Origin of the sequence: Streptomyces sp. NPDC059832, assembly GCF_042731715.1 — a bacterium.
GTDB lineage: Bacteria > Actinomycetota > Actinomycetes > Streptomycetales > Streptomycetaceae > Streptomyces.
The window spans coordinates 148283-166905 of record NZ_JBHWIY010000006.1 but is presented as its reverse complement, the minus strand read 5'-3'; the positions used below and the strand labels follow the sequence as shown (position 1 = coordinate 166905).

General features: G+C 71.9%; 15 protein-coding genes. 7 read left to right on the top strand and 8 right to left on the bottom strand.

Annotation, left to right across the window (positions count from 1 at the left end; all coding sequences use genetic code 11):
• Nucleotides 1–8: 8 nt before the first annotated feature.
• From ACFV8T_RS13030 to ACFV8T_RS13015, 4 genes are all read right to left on the bottom strand, one after another.
• Nucleotides 9–626 carry a DUF4126 domain-containing protein gene (locus ACFV8T_RS13030; protein ID WP_385327021.1) on the bottom strand — a complete coding sequence of 206 codons (618 nt, stop codon included), beginning with the start codon at nt 624–626 and terminating at the stop codon, nt 9–11.
• 363 nt (nt 627–989) lie between these two features.
• Nucleotides 990–1601, bottom strand: a complete 612-nt coding sequence (locus ACFV8T_RS13025) for a TetR/AcrR family transcriptional regulator (protein WP_385327020.1) — start codon at nt 1599–1601, stop codon at nt 990–992.
• A gap of 29 nt (nt 1602–1630) precedes the next feature.
• Nucleotides 1631–3718 carry a YhgE/Pip family protein gene (locus ACFV8T_RS13020; RefSeq protein WP_385327019.1) on the bottom strand — a complete coding sequence of 696 codons (2088 nt, stop codon included), beginning with the start codon at nt 3716–3718 and terminating at the stop codon, nt 1631–1633.
• Nucleotides 3690–4544 (bottom strand): ATP-binding cassette domain-containing protein, encoded by an 855-nt coding sequence (locus ACFV8T_RS13015; protein ID WP_385327017.1) that lies wholly within the window; start codon nt 4542–4544, stop codon nt 3690–3692. Before ACFV8T_RS13015 ends, ACFV8T_RS13020 begins: the two co-directional genes overlap by 29 nt.
• 169 nt (nt 4545–4713) lie before the next feature.
• Here ACFV8T_RS13015 and ACFV8T_RS13010 point away from each other — a divergent pair, with 169 nt between their 5' ends.
• The 3 genes from ACFV8T_RS13010 to ACFV8T_RS13000 all read left to right on the top strand — a co-directional run bounded on the left by ACFV8T_RS13010 (nt 4714) and on the right by ACFV8T_RS13000 (nt 6786).
• Nucleotides 4714–5241: an SAV_6107 family HEPN domain-containing protein gene (locus tag ACFV8T_RS13010; protein WP_385327015.1), complete on the top strand. Its 528-nt coding sequence runs from the start codon at nt 4714–4716 to the stop codon at nt 5239–5241.
• Between the two features lie 102 nt (nt 5242–5343).
• Nucleotides 5344–6102 (top strand): bifunctional 2-polyprenyl-6-hydroxyphenol methylase/3-demethylubiquinol 3-O-methyltransferase UbiG, encoded by a 759-nt coding sequence (locus tag ACFV8T_RS13005; protein ID WP_266420428.1) that lies wholly within the window; start codon nt 5344–5346, stop codon nt 6100–6102.
• Between the two features lie 291 nt (nt 6103–6393).
• The gene (locus ACFV8T_RS13000; protein WP_266420430.1) at nt 6394–6786 is read left to right on the top strand and encodes a DUF3040 domain-containing protein; all 393 of its coding nucleotides are present in this window, start codon (nt 6394–6396) and stop codon (nt 6784–6786) included.
• Nucleotides 6787–7174: 388 nt separating this feature from the next.
• Here the strand turns inward: ACFV8T_RS13000 and ACFV8T_RS12995 are convergent, their stop codons facing one another.
• The 4 genes from ACFV8T_RS12995 to ACFV8T_RS12980 all read right to left on the bottom strand — a co-directional run bounded on the left by ACFV8T_RS12995 (nt 7175) and on the right by ACFV8T_RS12980 (nt 12903).
• Nucleotides 7175–9664: a DUF3488 and DUF4129 domain-containing transglutaminase family protein gene (locus ACFV8T_RS12995; protein ID WP_385327011.1), complete on the bottom strand. Its 2490-nt coding sequence runs from the start codon at nt 9662–9664 to the stop codon at nt 7175–7177.
• Nucleotides 9661–11046 carry a DUF58 domain-containing protein gene (locus tag ACFV8T_RS12990; RefSeq protein ID WP_385327009.1) on the bottom strand — a complete coding sequence of 462 codons (1386 nt, stop codon included), beginning with the start codon at nt 11044–11046 and terminating at the stop codon, nt 9661–9663. Before ACFV8T_RS12990 ends, ACFV8T_RS12995 begins: the two co-directional genes overlap by 4 nt.
• Nucleotides 11046–12095 carry an AAA family ATPase gene (locus ACFV8T_RS12985; protein ID WP_385327007.1) on the bottom strand — a complete coding sequence of 350 codons (1050 nt, stop codon included), beginning with the start codon at nt 12093–12095 and terminating at the stop codon, nt 11046–11048. The genes ACFV8T_RS12990 and ACFV8T_RS12985 overlap by 1 nt, the downstream gene beginning before the upstream one ends.
• Before the next feature lie 244 nt (nt 12096–12339).
• Nucleotides 12340–12903 (bottom strand): beta-class carbonic anhydrase, encoded by a 564-nt coding sequence (locus ACFV8T_RS12980; protein ID WP_385327005.1) that lies wholly within the window; start codon nt 12901–12903, stop codon nt 12340–12342.
• 380 nt (nt 12904–13283) lie between these two features.
• Here ACFV8T_RS12980 and rsmH point away from each other — a divergent pair, with 380 nt between their 5' ends.
• The 4 genes from rsmH to ACFV8T_RS12960 are packed head-to-tail and all read left to right on the top strand — an operon-like array spanning nt 13284 to nt 18622.
• Nucleotides 13284–14249: a 16S rRNA (cytosine(1402)-N(4))-methyltransferase RsmH gene (rsmH, locus tag ACFV8T_RS12975; RefSeq protein ID WP_385327003.1), complete on the top strand. Its 966-nt coding sequence runs from the start codon at nt 13284–13286 to the stop codon at nt 14247–14249.
• A gap of 49 nt (nt 14250–14298) precedes the next feature.
• Nucleotides 14299–14889, top strand: a complete 591-nt coding sequence (locus ACFV8T_RS12970) for a septum formation initiator family protein (protein ID WP_385327001.1) — start codon at nt 14299–14301, stop codon at nt 14887–14889.
• 4 nt (nt 14890–14893) lie between these two features.
• Nucleotides 14894–16876: a penicillin-binding transpeptidase domain-containing protein gene (locus ACFV8T_RS12965; protein ID WP_385327000.1), complete on the top strand. Its 1983-nt coding sequence runs from the start codon at nt 14894–14896 to the stop codon at nt 16874–16876.
• An 18-nt stretch (nt 16877–16894) separates the two neighbouring features.
• A complete protein-coding gene (locus tag ACFV8T_RS12960) occupies nt 16895–18622 on the top strand; it encodes a UDP-N-acetylmuramoyl-L-alanyl-D-glutamate--2,6-diaminopimelate ligase (RefSeq protein WP_385326999.1) in 1728 nt (575 codons plus the stop codon).
• The last annotated feature ends 1 nt before the right edge of the window (nt 18623 follow it).

Sequence of the window (18623 nt, the reverse complement as noted above, 5' to 3'; positions counted from 1 at the left end):
ACCGACAGTCAGTCCGGCGGCCAGTGCGAACCCTTCCCGGCCAGGCGTTTCTCCTCCCGCCGCTGAGCCCTGCGGCGCAGATACCGACGGATTCTGGAGGCCAGGAAGGCCAGTATCACGATGCCCAGCAGCAGCAGCGTCCCCGCGATGACCGCGGCCACCACCGGATGGAATATCGCGAAGGTGACGATCCCGGCGACGCCCAGGTCCTCCGCGATGCTCACGGCGACATTGCTGAACGGCTCGGGGGAGGAGTTGACGGCCATTCTGGTGCCCGCCTTCACCAGATGGCTCATCAGCGCGGTGGAACCGCCCACCGCCGCGGCGGCGAGCTGCGGCAGCGAACCGCTCTCGCCGGCCAGCAGCGCGGCCACGACGGCACCGGCGACCGGTCTGATGACGGTGTGCACCGAGTCCCAGACCGAGTCCATGTACGGGATCTTGTCGGCCACCACCTCGCACAGGAAGAGAACGCCGGCCACCACGAGGACGTCGGTGCGTTGCAGCGACGCTGGCACCTCGTCGGTCAGACCGGTCGCGCCGAAGACACCGAGCAGCAGGACCACCGCGTAGGCGTTGATCCCGCTCGCCCAGCCGCTCGTGAACACCAGGGGAAGTACGGACACGGACGAGATCGTAGGCCAGATGGCGCAACGCCCGGGGTGGGTTCGGCACGCAGCTCTGAGTATCCGTACCTAGGCGACGAGATGAGTAGATGCGCGGATGGGCTCCCACCTGTGCGGACGGGAGAGTGGAACGCACGGAGAGGGCGCGGCTCCGGCACCGCCGACACGGGGCGGCGGAACGGTCGCGGCGTTCCTTCCAAAACGGGGGAGCACGAAGGAGAGCCCGGGGACCACGGGGGAACGAAGGTCACGGGGGAAGGCTCTCCGGCAGTACGGAAGACGCCGGTCCGGCGCAGGCTCGGGGGGATCGAGCCTCACCGGACCGGCGTCTTTTCCGTGCGGCCACGCACCCGGCCGGGCGGATCAGCGCCCGCTGACCCGCCCGTGCAGGAGCAGCGACAGCGCCGAGTGCACATCGTCGATCGAACGCTCCGGCTGGAACGCCTGCCAGTCCAGGGCCGCCACCAGCACCATGCCGACCAGCGCGGCGGCCGTCAGCGGGATGTCGATCTCCTCGCTCAGCTCACCGTTGCCCACACCCCCGCGCAGCACCTCCTCCACCACCGCGACGGCTTCCTGACGTACCACCAGGAGGGTCCCCTGCCAGGCACGGTTGGTGCGCCACAGCTCCGCGACGTACAGCTGGGTGAAGGCCGGATAGCGGTCGATGAAGACCAGACCGGCCCGGATCATCGCGTCCAGGGCCTCGACCCGGGTGCCGCCGCGCTCCTCGGTCTCCTCGGCCGCGGAGCGCAGCGAGGCCGTGAGCAGTCCGACGCCGTGGCGCAGCAGCTCCTCGAAGAGCTCGGTCTTGCTCTTGAAGTTGTAGTAGACCGTGCCCTTGGCGACCCCGGCGCGCTCGGCGATCTCGTCCACCGTGGTCGCCGAGAAGCCCTTCTCGGCGATGAGGGTCACGGCCGCTTCGTAGAGCTTCTGCCGGGTGGCCCGGCGACGCGTGGTGCTACTGCTTTCCATGCCCCCGATTCTCACAGGTTCCGGCGTGCTCACAGGCTCAGCTCCGGGTGGAGCCGGTCCAGGGTCCACACCTGCTTGCGGCGTGCGGCGACCGCGGTCAGGGCGAGTGCCCCCGCCGTGAAGGCCAGCAGCACCGCGCTGCCCTGCCAGACCGGGCCCAGGCCGCCGCCCGTGATCAGCCGGCGCAGCCCCTCGACGATGTAGCTCATCGGCAGGTAGGGGTGGATCGCGTTGAAGAATCCGGGGCTGGTCTGGACGGGATAGGTTCCCCCGGCCGAGGTCAGCTGGAGCATCAGCACAGCCAGTACAAGGATCCGTCCCGCGGCTCCGAACCGGGCGTTCAGCCACTGCACGATCGCCGCGAAGCAGCAGGTAACCAGCGCCAGGAAGCCGACCGTTCCGGCGGCGCGGGCCATCTGCAGACCGAGCCCCCAGTGCAGTACGGACATCAGGGCGGCCACCTGGAGCAGACCGATCGCGGCCACCGGCAGCCAGCCCGCGAAGGCGATCCGCCAGGCGGAGGCCCCGGCGGCGAGCGCGCGCCGGTTGAGCGGCTGGATCAGCATGTAGGCCACCATCGCGCCGACCCAGAGGGAGAGCGGGATGAAGTAGGGCGCGAAACCGGTGCCGTAGTTGGGGGCCGCGTGCAGCGACTGGGAGGCCAGCTGCACCGGGTCGGCCATGACTCCCGTGCGGGCGTCGCGGTCCTTCTTGTCGTAGTCGGGGATCTGGCCGACGCCTTCGTTGAGCCCCTGGGCGAGGGTGGTCGAGCCGTCGCCGAGCCGGATCAGCCCGCTGTCCAGGTTGGTCGCGCCCTTCTTGAGATCGCTCACGCCGGTGTCCAGGTCGGCGGAGCCGGTCCTGGCGGTGGCCAGGCCGGTGTGCAGATCGTCGGCTCCCTTCGCGACCTTGTGGGCACCGGTGTTGAGCGCGTTGACCTTCTTGACGGCGGACTCCAGGTCCTCGTCCAGATGCGGCGCGTGCTCGGCCAGGTCATCGGCCTGCCGCTGAAGCGTGGTCAGCTGGGTGCGCAGCTTCTTCAGATCACCGTTCTGGTTCGTGACCAGCACGTTCACATCGTCGGCGACAGCGGCGACGTCGGCCGCCGCGGTCTTGGCGCGCTTCAGCGGCGGGCAGACGGTGGAGTCGGGCACCGGCTCGTCCGTGCAACTGGTGCGGTAGATCTCGGCCAGGTCGTCGGAGGCCGTGTGGGCGGCGGTGGCCGCGGTGGGCGCCGCCTTCACCAGCAGGTCGAGGTTGTCCCGCACGGTCTTCGAGGAGTCGGAGACCAGCCGGGCGGTGTCGCCGATCGACTTGCCGTTGTCCTTCAGGAACGGACGGACATCGGCTGCCACCCCGTTCACCTTGTCGGCGAGCTGCTGAGTGCCGTCGGCCACCTGCCGGGAACCGGTTTCGAGGTCGCCCGCGCCCTTGTCCAGCTTGACGATCCCGCCGGCCAGCCTGCCGCTGCCGTCCTTGGCGTTCTTCAGGCCGTCCGCGAGATCCTGCGACCCCTTCTTGGCCTTGCCGATGCCGCCCTTGAGATCGTCGGCCCCCTTGGCGGCCTTCGCCGTCGCGTCGTGGAGGTCGGAGAAGTTGATGAAGATCCGGTCGTAGAAGCCGCGCGAGGCGTTGGTCGACGCGGCGGTGCGCACCTCGGAGAACACCGTCCGGGAGATCTGCCCGACGATGTAGTTGTTGGCGTCGTTGGTCCGCACCTGGAGGGCGCCGGTCTCGGGGGAGTCGCCCGAACTGGACGCGATCCGCTTGCTGAAGTCCGACGGCATGGTGAGCGAGAGGTAGTACGTCCCGTCCTCGACACCCTTGTCGGCCTCGGCGGAACTCACCTCGTGCCAGTCGAAGACCTTGGAGTCGAGGAGCTTGCCGGTGATCTCGTCGCCGGCCGCGATGCGCTTGCCCGACGCGGTGGCGCCCTTGTCGTTGTTGACCAGCGCGACGGGGATCTTGTCGAGGCGGCCGTACGGGTCCCAGAAGGACCACAGGTACAGGGCGCCGTACAGCAGCGGCAGGAGCAGCAGCGCGACCAGTGCGGCGCGCGGCAGCTTTCCCCTGCCGAAACGCTTGAGCTCAAGCGCGGCCAGTCTCGGCGAACGCATCGGCCGTTCCTTCCTCGGTCGTGGATTCCCCGGTCGTGGTCTCTGCGGTCTCCGCGGTCTCCGCGGTCTCCGCGGTCTCCGCGGTCTCTGCGGTCTCTGCGGTCGCGCCGTCCGTGCCGTCCGTGTCGTCCGTGCTGTCCGTACGCAGGGTGATCGCCTCCTCGGGCGCCTGACTGCAGACGGCCAGCACGGTCGTGCCGTTGTCCGCGATGGACCGCAACAGCTCCCAGGCCTCGGCACGTTCGGCGTCGGAGAGCTTGAGATCGGTGTCGTCCACCGCGAGCAGTCGGGGGCTGCCGATCAGCGCGAGGGCGATGGAGAGCCGCAGTGCCTCCAGCCGCTCCAGATCCCGTACGGAGGTCCGCCCGGCCTTGGGCAGGGTGTCCGGGTCGAGTCCGGCGGCGTCCAGCGCCGCGTCGATCCGTTCCTGGGCGGTGGCGACCCGCTCGGCGCGCGGGCGCAGCAGGGCGCGCAGCGAACCGTCGAAGCGGCGCTGCAGCAGGGCCCGCTCGCGCAGGTGCTCGGCGACGGTGAAGGCCGGGTCGAGCTCGCTGACCCCGGGGACCGGGCCCAGTGCGGCGATGCGGCGTACGGCGGCCATCTTGCGCGGCAGACGCAGCCCGCCGACCTTCGCGTGGCCCTCGGTGGGGCGCATCCGGCCGGTGAGAGCGAGCAGCAGGCAGGTGCGGCCCGAGCCGGACGGGCCCTCGATCGCCACCAGCGAACCGGGTCCGGCATCGACGCCCAGGCCTCGGAAGGCCCAGCCGCGCGGCCCCTTGAGGCCGAAATTCTCGGCGGTGACGGATGCCCCGTGCGGGCTGTCCACAGGCCCTCCCCCTTGTTTTGAACTGACCGGTCAGTTCAAAAAGGTAGCCCGAACTTGCGAACGAAGCAAAAGCGCAGGTCGGAGAGGGGTTCGGGTCGATTGTCAGTGGTGCCCCTCACGATGGATACATACGGCCACGGAGCCGTTACACGAGACAGGAGGTTTCGTCATGGCCCACTCGTCCGCAGCAGCCGCACCCCGGCGCCGCGCAGACGGCCCTGCCCCCTCACTGACCGGCCCGGCAAGCGATGTCCACCCCGTTCTGCGCCGCACCACGGCGCCGCCCGCCGCCCTCGATCTGCTCGCCCAGGCCCGCACCGGCCTCGACGAGGCCGCCGTTCTCGATGTGCCGAACGAGCGGTATGCCACCGCCCACCTCGCAGCGCTGCGCACCGCGGCCGCGGTGCTCGCCGCACGGGGCCGCCCGGAGACGTCCAGGCGGCGCCGGGAGCGCATCCGCAGCGCCTGGGAGGTCCTGCCCGAAATAGCCCCCGAGCTGACCGAATGGAGCGCGCTGTTCGCCTCCGGCGCCCGCCGCAGGGCCCGCGCGGAAGCCGGGATACCAGGTGCGGCCAGTCGGCGGGACGCCGACGACCTGCTGCGTGACGCGGCGATGTTCCTGCGCCTGGTCGAGCGGCTGCTGGTCCTCCAGCCGGTGCTCCCGCAGGCCAGGAGGGAGCGGCCCGACGCGGGATGAGGGCGGCGGCGGCGCGAGGCAATAGGGTGGGCATCGCTCGTACCACCTGCACCGTTCACGCTCCGCCGTCAGAGGCGGCACCGTGCCGAGGAGTCATCTGCCGTGTCGGACCAGCTGCGCCCCCGCGCCTCCCTCCGTACCGCCGTGGTCTGGGAGGTCCTCAAGGACGCCCTCGACCGCCGGGTGAAGGCGACCGGCAGGGACGCCCTGGACGTCCTGGACACCGGCGGCGGCACCGGCAACTTCGCGGTGCCGGTCGCCCGTCTCGGCCACCGCGTCACCGTCGTCGACCCCAGCCCCAACGCGCTCTTCGCGCTGGAGCGCCGCGCGGCCGAGGCCGGGGTCGCCGACCGGGTCCGCGGTGTCCAGGGCGACATCCACGGCCTGTTCGAGGTGGTCGAGCGCGGGGGGTACGACGCGGTGCTGTGCCACGGCGTCCTGGAGTACGTCGACGACCCCGCCGAGGGCGTGCGCAACGCAGTGGAGGCGCTCCGGCCGTCCGGTGCGCTCAGCCTGCTCGCCGCCGGGCTCGGCGGTGCCGTCCTGGCGCGGGCGCTCGCCGGTCACTTCACCGAGGCCCGGCAGGCGCTCAGCGACCCGGCGGGCCGCTGGGGAGAGGGCGACCCGGTGCCCCGGCGCTACACCGCGGAGCAGCTCACCGAGCTGGTCTCCGGGGCCGACGTCGAGGTCGGGGCGGTCCACGGTGTACGGGTCTTCGCCGACCTCGTGCCGGGCGTCCTGGTGGACACGGAGCCCGGTGCCATGGAGGCCCTGCTCAAGCTGGAGTCCGCCGCGGCCGAACTGCCCGCCTTCCACTCGGTCGCGACGCAGCTGCACGTTCTGGGCACGAAGCGCGCCTGAGCGCGGTCCGGTCCTGCGGTTGCTCGGCCGTAGCGCGGCTGATCAGCGACGCAGCGGCAGACGGAGTACGCACCGGGCCCCCCGATCGGGGGCTCCGCCCCGTATGATCGGGGGACACCATCCGGCATGACGGATCGGAGGTTGGGGAATCAACGCCTCAGCAGCTGAGCCGTTGTGGCGGCCCGGACTGGCTGATGGGCAAGAAGGCGGGTTTCACGGGGGCGATTCCCTGCCTATCCTGGAAGGGCCGCATACCGGCCGCCCCCCGCGGCCGACGACGAGGAGGACTCCGTGCCGCTCTCGGAGCACGAGCAGCGAATGCTCGAGCAAATGGAGCGAGCGCTGTACGCCGAAGATCCCAAGTTCGCGACAGCGCTCGAGGGAAGCGGGCTGCGTACGTACACCCGGCGACGGGTCTACCAGGCGGTCGCAGGCTTCCTGGTGGGTATCGCGCTCCTCATGGCCGGAATGGTCGCCCAGCAGATCTGGATCAGCGTGGTGGGTTTTCTCGTCATGCTGGGCTGCGCGGTCCTTGCGGTCACTGGTTGGCGCAAGGCGCCCAAACCGGGCGAGCATCCGGCAGCCGGAGGCGGCGGCGAGCGCAGCCGGCCCAGGCAACGCCGGACCGTGATGAACCGCATCGAGCAGCGGTGGCAGCGCCGCCGCGACGAGCAGGGTCAGTAGACCCTCGGACACACTTGGGTGAGGGGCGGCCGCGTCTTCGCGGCCGCCCCTCACGTGTGCCGGGGACGGGCCACCGCAGGTGGCCGTCGGCCTGACTTCTTCAGGGCGGGCCTTCCGCGAGGGCGTTCATGCGGGTCTTCGCGCGGGCCTTCGCGTGGGCCTTCGCGCGGACAGACCCGAGGGAGCCCCGGGTCCGCCCGCATGAACGCCCGCTGCGGGGCGAAGGCGGCCGGTCGGCCGGGCCGGCACAGCTACCGGAGCCGTCCCGCGCCCGCGACCGGTAGCGGGACGCAGACCGCACCCACGCCCACGACTGCGACCGGTGGCGGGAGGCAGACCATGCCCGCGACCGCGCCCGGTGGCGGGCCGTGGCGGACCACGGCCCCGGTCACCCCTGCTGGCGCGACGGCCGTCGTGGCCATCCCGCCCACCGGTCCCGGCTCCACAGCGCCGTCCACCGGCCGGTGATCGCCGCCCAGCGGTCCGAGGCCGCCCAGATCACCCGAACGGCCGAGCGCGGAGCCACGACCGCTCTGATCCGGGTGAGCCGGTCGGCAGACGCCCGCAGACCGGCTCGTACCGCCTCCACGTCCTCGGCCAGCCCGGTGCTCGCCCGGGGCTCCGGGGCGTAGAGGACCTGCTCCACCGCCCCGGCCACCCGGTGCACCGCGGCCGCCGCATCGGGGTCGAGCCGACCCAGCCGCACCACCCGGGCCGCCGCCTTGCGCGGGGTCCGGGAGTCGTCCGGCTCGATGCCGTGGTCCCAGGCCGTGTCGGTGATCTCCTGCCAGGCCGCGAGCGTTCCGGTCGTCGCGTACACCGGTGTGCGGCCCGATGCGATGCCGTGGTCCAGGTCGGTGGCGGTGGCGCCCTGCCCCGTGGGTGGCGTGCGCCCGGTGGAGAGACTCAGCCTGCGCCGGCGTGCCCGGAGTCGCCAGAGCAGCGGCAGGAGAGGCAGCGCAAGGATCACCACGGCGAGCAGGACCAGACCGGCGACGGTGCTCGTCGGTGTCCCGGAATCCGTCGGCGCCGCCGCCCCCGGTGCCGCCGTGCTGCCGCACTCGCCCTGCTTGCGCATCTGCGCCGGGCAGCTGTCCGGGACGGACGGCGCGACCGAGGGAGCCGCCGAGGAGCCCTTCTCCGGCTGGGCCGGGACGTTCGTGTCACCCGCGGGGATGTCCTGCTGGGTGTACGCCGGAGTGCTGCCCCGCGTCGGGGTCGGCTCGAAACGGGTCCACCCGACGCCCTGGAAATAGAGCTCGGGCCAGGCATGCGCATCGCGCAGCCCCACCGAGACCGAACCGTCCGACTGCTCGGTGCCGGGAGTGAAGCCCACCGCGACCCGGGCCGGAATGCCCAGCGTCCGTGCCATCGCGGCCATCGCGAAGGAGAAGTGGACGCAGAAGCCCTGCCTGTCCTTCAGGAACCGGGTGATCGCCGCGCTTCCGGTGCCCGAGTTCACCGAGGTGTTGTAGCTGAAGCCGCCGTCCGAGGCGAAGTAGTCCTGCAGCTTCACCGCCCGCTCGTAGTCGTTGGCGGCGCCCTTGGTCACCCTGTTCGCGGTCTCCTCGACCACCTTCGGCAGGGTGCCGGGGACGCGGGTGTATTCGCGCCGCAGAGCGGCCGGAGCCGGGCCCGCCGCGGCGAGCTGTTCGGCGGTCGGCTCGACCACCAGACTGGTGACCTGGTACTGCGCACCGCGGGTCGTCTCCCCGCGGTCACCGACGAGCGTCCGTCCCACCGGTTCGTACCGCCAGCGCCCGTCGATCCTGACCTCGGTCGCCGGGTAGGGGAGCGGTAGATAGGTCTGCTGGTAGGAGCGGGACGCGGAGATGTTCGACCTGATCTCCGTGACCGCCACGTCCGGGCCGAGGCCCGCCGGATCCGGGAGCCGCTTCGGCACGTCCTTCAGACGGCGCGTGGAGGGCCGCCACTCGCTCCCGTTGAACTGGTCCAGGGCCAGAATGCGCAGATAGAAGCCCTGTGGGGCGCCGGCATTGGTGCGGTAGGACATCACCTGCCGGTTCTCCGGCTGGTTCAGGTTGTCCTGCAGCGAGACCAGCGGGTTCACCGCGGAGATGGTGCCGCCGCCACCCTTGCCGCTCCCGCTGCCGCCCGTACCGATCAGCATTCCGCCGTCGAGCGCCGGCAGGGCCGCCGGGACGAGCAGCGAGACACCCAGCGCCAGCGCGCCGATGCGGCGCCCGGTACGGACCGGGGCCGTCGGCCGGCTGCTCGAAAACACCGCACCGACCGCCGGACCTCCCGGGGACCTGGCGGCCCCGCCGCTGAAGACCCGCCCCCACTGGGAGAGCCGGTCCCGGCCCTCGGCCAGCAGAAGCAGCAGATAGCCACCGGCCGCCAGCAGGAACCAGAGCCAGTCCGCCCCGCCCTCGGACAGCCCCGCGGCCACCGAGTAGAGCGCGAGGAGCGGCAGCCCGGCCGGGGCCGCGCTGCGGAACGTCACAGCGAGTGCGTCCACGGCCAGCCCGACCAGCAGCACACCGCCGATCAGCATCAGCCGGATGCCGTCCGTCACGGGAGCCGGAGCGGCATACCTGCCGACGTCCTCGGCGCCCGACGTCAGCAGGTGCGCGAGCCGCTGGACGGCCTCCGGGCCGGGCAGCAGACCGGCCAGCGCCTGCTCCCTGGCGAACACCACCGTCAGCAGGACCAGCGTGACCAGCGCCTGCGCAGCGACGACCAGCGCACGGGGTACGGGCGCCCGGCGGACGAGCGCACCCGTCCCGCTCTGGACCGCCAGCACGAACGCGGCCTGCAGGATCCACCCGGCCGGCTCGACCAGCGGCAGCATCGAGGCCGCCGCCATCAGCGTCGCCGCAAAGGCGCACAGCGTCAGCCGACCACGACTGCTCATGACCATCCCCCGGAGAAACCTGTCGTGCCGGCCGCGCCACCGACGGCGGACTGCGCCGCCACGTCCTGGTGCCCCGCCTGCTGCCAGTAGCGGGCGAGACCGGTCCCGGGCGCCACCGCCACAGCCGTCCAGCCCGATTCCCGCAGCAGCCGCAGCCGCCGCTCGGCCGCCGCCTTTGCCCCCGCGGGCAGGACATCGCCCTGTGCCCAGGCCGTGCTGTCCAGGACGAACGCTACGGCGCCACCGCTGCGCTGCCGCATCCGCGCCGCCACCGCAGCCTGCTCATCGTCCAGATCACCGAAGAACGCGATCAGCAGACCCTCGTTGCCGCCGCGCAGCACCTCGTACGCGCGCGACAGACCGCTGCCGTCGGAGTGGTCGACCACCGCCAGGGTGTCCAGCATCAGACCCGCCGAATCGGCGGACTCCTGCGTCGACCCGGTGAAACCGCCCGCGCCCTCGCCCGGAACCGCGTTCCCGTCGTCGGTCAGCAGCCGGACGGCGAAGCCGCGCTCCAGCATGTGCATCAGCGCGGACGCGGCCCCGGACACCGCCCACTCGAAGGCGGAATCGGGCCCCGTCCCCTGGTAGGCGATCAGCCGGGTGTCCAGCAGCACCGTGCACCTGGCCCGCTGCGGCTGCTCCTCGCGGCGCACCATCAGCTCGCCGTAGCGCGCGGTCGAGCGCCAGTGGACCCGGCGCAGGTCGTCGCCGTGCCGGTAGCCGCGCGGAATCACGTCGTCGTCACCGGCCAGTGCCAGTGAACGCTGCCGTCCCTCGCCGTACCCCGAGGCCTCGCCGGCCAGCCGCACCGGCGGCAACGGCTCGGTCCGCGGAATGACGACGAGGGTGTCGTACGCGCTGAACGAACGGGTCAGCTCGCACATCCCGAACGGATCGCTCAGCCGCAGCTGCAACGGCCCGAGCGGATAGCGCCCGCGCAGATCCGACCGCACCCGGTAGGACACCTCGCGACGGCCGTCGGCCTCCACCCGGTCCAGTACGAACCGGGGCCGCGGCCCGAGCACATAGGGCACCCGGTCCTGGAGCATCAGCAGCCCGGTGGGCATCCGCGACACGTTCTCCATCCGCAGATGGACCCGCGCCTCCGTGCCCGCAGGGACCCGGGACGGCGCGAGCCGCCGGGTGCCCGCGACGCGGTAGCGGGTGCGGACGAGCACCACCACACAGACCAGCGGCAGTGCGGCGAGCAACAGCCCGACCCGCAGCAGATCCGCCTGTCCGAGCACATAGGCGCAGATCGCCGCGGCGATACCGGCAGCCAGAAAGGACCGCCCACGGGTGGTCAGCCCGCTCAGAGCGGTCCGCAGACCGCCCTTCTCGTCGCCGTCGTCCATCGCGGCCGGCCCCCCGGCGGCCATCACACCCGCCGTGCGCCGGGCTGCTGCCGGCCGTACGCCGCACGGCCCGGCTGGTGCTGGGGACGGACCTGGGTGACGCCACCGCTCGCGGTCGGAACCGGTGTCTGCTGGAGGATCTCCAGCACGACCTGCTCGGCGGTACGGCGGTTCAGCTGGGCCTGTGCCGTCGGCAGCAGCCGGTGCGCGAGCACCGCGACCGCCAGTGCCTGCACATCGTCCGGCAGGCAGTAGTCCCGGCCGCTCAGCGCCGCGGAGGCCTTCGCCGCGCGCAGCAGATGCAGGGTGGCCCGGGGCGAGGCGCCGAGCCGGAGATCGGGATGGCTGCGGGTGGCCCCGACGAGCTCCACCGCGTACCGCCGTACGGCGTCGGCCACATGGACCGTCCGCACCGCGTCGATCAGCTTGACGATGTCGTGCGCGTGCGCCACCGGCTGGAGGTCGTCGAGCGGTGGGAGACCGCCGTGCACGTCGAGCATCCGCAGCTCGGCGTCGGCACTCGGATAGCCGATCGACACCCGCGCCATGAACCGGTCGCGCTGGGCCTCGGGCAGCGGATAGGTGCCCTCCATCTCCACCGGGTTCTGGGTGGCCACCACCATGAACGGGTCGGGCAGCTCGTAGCTGTGCCCGTCGATGGTGACCTGGCGCTCCTCCATGGACTCCAGCAGCGCCGACTGGGTCTTCGGCGAGGCGCGGTTGATCTCGTCGCCGATCACGATCTGGGCGAAGATCGCGCCCGGTTTGAATTCGAAGTCACGCCGCTGCTGATCGAATATGGACACGCCGGTGATGTCCGAAGGCAGCAGGTCCGGCGTGAACTGAATGCGCCGTACCGAGCAGTCGATGGACCGCGCCAGCGCCTTGGCCAGCATCGTCTTGCCGACTCCGGGGACGTCCTCGATGAGCAGATGCCCCTCGGCCAGCAGTACGGTCAGCGAAAGCCGTACGACCTCAGGCTTGCCCTCGATCACACTCTCCACCGACCTGCGCACCCGCTCCGCAGTCGTGGTCAGATCTGTGAGGCTCGCTCGATCGTCATAGGTCGTCACCCGGCCCTCCTCGGCCCTGCCCCACGCTCACGAGGAGCAGGGGATACCCCATTCACGGGCCGACTCGCGCGCAGCGGTCCGGCCCACCCCGAAACACGGACACCCCATCCGGAAACGTCCGGCGGGATGTCACATGCGCATTCTTGTTGCCGTTACCGCTTCGTGTCACTCGCCTGTGGACAAGTGGGGGCGATATGCCGGTTTCGGTGGGGTTTTCGGTTCCGGAAGGGCGGCGTCCGGCCGGTCAGGCGGCGGGAAGGATCTCCCGCAGCAGGCCGGTGGTCACGTCGAAGACGAAGCCGCGGACGTCGTCGGTGTGCAGCAGGAACGGCGAGGTGCGCACGCGCTGCATCGACTGGCGTACGTCCTGGTCGGCGTCCTTGTACGCCTCGACCGCCCAGACCGGACGCTGGCCGACCTCCACCTCCAGCTCCTGGCGGAACTCCTCGGTGATCGACTCCAGGCCGCAATTGGTGTGATGAATGAGTATGACGCTGCGCGTGCCGAGGGCCCGCTGGCTGATGGTCAGTGAACGGATCACGTCGTCGGTGACCACGCCGCCCGCGTTGCGGATGGTGTGGCAGTCGCCGAGCGCCAGGCCGAGCGCGTCGTGCAGGTCGAGCCGGGCGTCCATGCAGGCGACCACGGCGACGCGCAGCACCGGCTTGGCGTCCATGCCCGGGTCTTCGAATTCGGCGGCGTACCGGACGTTCGCCTCGACGAGACGATCGGTGACCGTGTCTCCGGTGCGGGCCCGGTCGGCTGTGGGCGCGGAAGGCCCGGCGGTGGAGTGCGCGGAAGTCGACATGGATATGACGTTAGCTCCCGCACCTGCTCCCGTCGTGCTGTGGGAAGGGACAAAGAACGTCAACGAGACTTGTTGTGAGGTAACCCACAAGCCTCACGATCGTTCGTCCGGGCGGGTGAACGGAGGGCGGGGCGACGCGCAACCGGGTTGATTGATCGGGAATCGATCGACTGGCAGGGTGGACTAAAGTGACGGGAAGTTACCGACACCCTGCACATTCCGTAGATTTCCCCTGTGTGTGCGGCGTACGTACGGGCCCGGCCCTCTCCCGCTCGCCGGTCGGCCGGTGCCCCTTCCCCGGCGCCGCCGACCTCCCCTTCTGAGCGGGTGGGGACCAGGCCGTACGTGCGGCCACACGGGACCTGAGCCTGAGAGGGCGCATGAGCCAGACCCGACACGTCCCGGTGATGCTCCAGCGGTGCCTGGACCTGTTGGCCCCGGCTCTGGAGGCGCCGGGCCCGCAGGCGCCCGTGGTCGTCGACTGCACCCTCGGCCTCGGCGGGCACAGCGAGGCGCTGCTCTCCGCCTTCCCGTCCGCACGGCTGATCGGGCTGGACCGGGACAAGGAGGCGCTGCGGCTCTCCGGCGAGCGGCTCGCCCCGTACGGCGACCGCGCCACCCTGGTGCACGCCGTCTACGACGAACTGCCCGAGGTGCTCGACCGGCTCGGCATCCCGAAGGTCCAGGGCGTCCTGTTCGACCTCGGCGTCTCCTCCATGCAACTGGACGAGGCCGACCGCGGATTCGCGTACGCCCAGGACGCCCCGCTCGACATGCGCATGGACCAGACGACCGGCATCGGCGCGGCCGAGGTGCTCAACACCTATCCGCCTGGCGAACTGGTCCGGATCCTGCGGGCGTACGGCGAGGAGAAGCAGGCCAAGCGGATCGTCTCCGCGATCGTGCGCGAGCGCGAGAAGGAGCCGTTCAGCAACAGCGCCCGGCTCGTCGAGCTGATCCGTGACTCGCTGCCCCAGGCCGCCAAGCGCACCGGCGGCAACCCCGCCAAGCGGACCTTCCAGGCGCTGCGCATCGAGGTCAACGGCGAACTCACCGTCCTGGAGCGGGCCATTCCGGCTGCCGTGCAGAGCCTCGCGGTCGGCGGCCGTATCGCCGTCCTCTCGTACCACTCGCTGGAGGACCGGCTGGTCAAGCAGGTGTTCGCGGCGGGCGCCGCCACCACGGCGCCGCCCGGACTGCCGGTCGTCCCCGAGCGCTACCAGCCCCGGCTGAAGCTGCTGACCCGCGGCGCGGAGCTGCCCACGGAGGAGGAGGTCGCCGAGAACCGGCGCGCCGCCCCCGCCCGGCTGCGCGGCGCCCAGCGGATCCGCGAGGAGGAGCGGTGAGCGCCCGGCATCCGGGAACCCGGAAACCGGTGAGGCGCGGGGCGGCGCGGTGAGCAGACCGGCCGGGCAGTTGAAAGGGCGCGCCGCGCGGCTCGCCCGGCTGATGCCGTCCGGGCCGGGCAACGCGGCCCGCACCCCCTTCGTCCTGCTGGTCGTGGTGCTTCTCGGCGGCGGCCTGATCACGCTCCTGGTGCTCAACTCGGCCCTCAACGAAGGATCGTTCAGGCTGAGCGAGCTCAAGAAACGGACCACGGAGCTCACCGACGAGCAGCAGGCCCTCCAGCACGACGTCGACAACTACTCCAAGCCGGACGCCCTCGAACGGCGCGCCCGCGAGCTGGGCATGGTGCCCGGCGGCAGCCCCGCCTTCCTGAACCCGGACGGCACGGTCCGCGGCGTTCCCGCCGAGACCACCGCCGAGCCCGGCCCCGTACCGGCGCAGCCGAGGAGCAGTCCGCCGGCGCCCCCCGCGACCACGCCCGCCACCGGCGCCCCGCCCCGGACCACCGCCCCGGCCTCGCCCGCTCCGCCGGTATCGGCCGGCCCTCCGGGCGCCGCCGCGCCGCCCAGCACCTCCGCGACCCAGCCCGCCGGGCCGCGTACCCCGGCAGACCAGCCCTCGACGAGCCTCGGCAGGTGACGCAGTGCCGCCCAAGGAACCACCGCGCCGGCGGGTCCCCGGTCCCGCACGCCCGCGCAGCGCCGCAGGCGGCCAGGGGCGCCCCCGGCCCGCGGCCCGCCGCCCGTCCGCCCCGGCACGACGCCCCCACCCGCCCCGCGGACGGACCGCGCGCCCCCTGCGGCTCGGCAACCCGCGCCCCCGGCTCCGTCTGGTCAGCCTCGCCCTGACGCTCGTCATGCTGGCGTTCGTCGTCCGGCTGCTCCAGGTCCAGGCCGTCGATGCCAACGCGTACGCGGCCAAGGCCAAGGAGAACCGCTACCTCAGCTACACGATCTCCGCCGAGCGCGGCGAGATCACCGACCGCAGCGGGATCGCCCTGGCCACCAGCGTCGACGCGTACAACATCACCGCCGACCCCTCGATGTTCACGCCCGAGTTCAGCAAGGCCCCCGACGCGCCCCAGCAGGCGGCGGCGCTCCTCGCCCCGATCCTCGGCACCGACGCCACCGAGCTGACCCGGAAGCTGTCCGGGAAGGGCCGCTACGTCGTCCTGGCCCGCCGCCAGACCCCGCAGGTCTGGAACCAGATCAAGGACCTCAAGTCCGTCTTCGCCGAGAAGGCGGGCAAGGACAGGGCGAGCGGCGGCGCGGGAGCCAATGTGCTGACCGGGGTCTTCCAGGAGACGACCACCAGACGGGTCTACCCCAACGGGGGGCTCGCCGCCGGGATACTGGGATACGTCAACGCCGACGGCAAGGGCGCGGGCGGCCTCGAATCTCAGCTGGACAAGGAGCTCACGGGCGAGGACGGCAAGATCAGGTACGCCCAGGCCGGCGGCCGGCGGGTGCCCACCGCGGGCACCCAGGAGGTCCCGGCCGTCCCCGGGGCCGACATCGAGCTGACCATCGACCGCGACATCCAGTGGGCCGCCCAGCAGGCCATCACCGACCAGGTGAAGAAGTCCAAGGCCGACCGCGGCTACGTGGTCGTCCAGAACACCAGGACCGGCGAGGTCCTCGCCATGGCCAACGCGCCCGGCTTCGACCCCAACGACCTCTCGCAGGCCGACGCGGCCTCGCTGGGCAACGCCGCCCTCCAGGACGTCTACGAGCCCGGTTCCACCAGCAAGCTCATGTCCATGGCCGCCGTGCTGGAGGAGGGCGCCGCCACCCCGGGCACCCATGTCACCGTCCCCAACCGGCTGCACCGCGGCGACCGGCTCTTCAAGGACGACATCGACCACCCCACCTGGTACCTGACGCTCAACGGCGTACTCGCCAAGTCCAGCAACATCGGCACCATCCTGGCCACCGGCGAACTGGGCAAGACACAGGCCCAGGCCAACAAGGTCCTCTACTCCTACCTGCGCAAGTTCGGGATCGGCTCACCGACCGGTCTCGACTACCCGGGCGAGACCCCCGGCATCCTCGCCAAGCCCAAGGACTGGTCGACCTCGCAGCAGTACACGATCCCGTTCGGCCAGGGCCTCTCGCTCAACGCCATGCAGGCCGCCTCCATCTACTCGACGATCGCCAACGACGGGGTCCGCGTCGCGCCCACGCTGGTACGCGGCACCAAGGGCGCCGACGGCCACTTCGAGGCCGCCGCTCCACCCGAGCGGACCAGGGTGGTCAGCGCGAAGACCGCCAAGTCGCTCGCCACCATGCTGGAGTCGGTGGTCGGCGACGAGGAGGGCACCGGATCGAAGGCCAAGATCCCGGGGTACCGGGTGGCGGGCAAGACCGGTACGGCCAACCGGGTCGATCCGGTACGCGGCGGCTACCACGGCTACACCGCCTCCTTCGCGGGCTTCGCGCCCGCCGACAACCCGCAGGTCACCGTCTACTGCGCGATCCAGAACCCGACCAAGGGCAGCTATTTCGGCGGCCAGATCTGCGGACCGATCTACAAGCAGGTCATGGAGTTCGCACTCAAGACCCTCCAGACCCCACCGTCCGGCAGCGAGCCAGCCCGGCTGCCGGTGTCCTTCCAGCCCGGCGAGTGAACTCGGGGAAACCATCCAGTGACAACCATCACGCCCGATCCCGGGAACCGGAACGGGAACCACCGGAACCCCGGCCCCTCGCTTCGCGAGAGGCCGGGTGCGCCGGGTACGCTCACCGCCGTGCCCCACGCTGATCAGTCCCAAACCACCCAGAAGGCCGCCCCTGTGAACTACCCGGGAGCGCCCCGCCCGGACCGGATCGGGCCGACCGCGCTCGGCGAACTGGCAGCCCGGCTGGGAGTCGAGCCGCCGGGAACCGGCGAGGTCACCGGCATCACCCACGACTCCAGGGCGGTACGCCCCGGCGACCTCTACGCGGCCCTGCCGGGCGCCCGTCTGCACGGCGCCGACTTCGCGGCCCAGGCGGCCGACCTCGGCGCGGCGGCGATCCTCACCGACCCGGCGGGCGCCGAGCGCGCCGCCGCCACCGGACTTCCGGTGCTGGTCACCGAGGACCCGCGCGGCCGGATGGGCGAGCTCGCCGCCGAGATCTACGGACGGCCCGGCGCCGACCTCCTCCAGATCGGCATCACCGGAACGTCCGGCAAGACCACCACCGCCTATCTGATCGAGGGCGGCTTCCGCGGCGCCGGGCGCGCCACCGGGCTCATCGGCACCGTGGAGACGCGGATCGGCGACGAGCGCATCAAGTCCGAGCGCACCACCCCCGAAGCCACCGATCTGCAGGCCCTGTTCGCCGTCATGCGCGAGCGCGGCGTCGACTCGGTGACCATGGAGGTCTCCAGCCACGCCCTGGTGCTCGGCCGGGTCGACGGCTGCGTCTTCGACGTCGCGGTCTTCAACAACCTCAGCCCGGAACACATGGAGTTCCACTCCGGGATGGAGGACTACTTCCAGGCCAAGGCACAGCTCTTCACCCCGCGGCGCAGCCGGCAGGGCGTCGTCAACTTCGACGACGCGTACGGCCGCAGGCTGATCACCGAGGCGTCCGTCCCGGTCGTCACCTTCTCCGCCGAGGGCCACCCGGACGCCGACTGGCGCGCCGAGGACGTCGAAGTCGGGCCGCTCGGCTCCGCGTTCACCGTCGTCGGCCCCAAGGGCGAGCGGATCGCCGCCAGGGCCCCGCTGCCCGGCCCGTTCAACGTCGCCAACACCCTCGCCGCGATCGTCACGCTCGCCGTCGCGGGCATCGACCCGCAGACCGGGGCCGACGGGGTCGCGGCCGTCCCGGGCGTGCCCGGCCGGCTGGAGCGGGTCGACGCCGGACAGCCGTATCTCGCGGTCGTCGACTACGCGCACAAGACCGACGCCGTCGAATCCGTGCTGCGTGCCCTGCGGAAGGTCACCAAGGGCAGGCTGCACATCGTCCTCGGCTGCGGCGGCGACCGCGACACGACCAAACGCGGCCCGATGGGCGCCGCCGCGGCCCGCCTCGCCGACACCGCCGTACTGACCTCCGACAACCCCCGTTCCGAGGACCCCCTCGGAATCCTCGCCGCAATGCTCGCGGGCGCCGCCGAGGTGCCCGTCCACGAGCGGGGCGACGTCCTGGTCGACGCCGACCGGGCCGCCGCCATCGCCTCCGCGGTCGCCCGCGCCGAGCCCGGTGACACGGTGCTGATCGCCGGCAAGGGCCACGAGCAGGGCCAGGACATCCACGGCGTGGTACGCCCCTTCGACGACCGCGTGGTCCTGCGCGCGGCCATCGAGCAGTCCCTGGGGCACCGGCGCGCCGAGAGCGCCGACCACCGCGCCCACACCCACGAGAACAACAGTCAGGGATGAC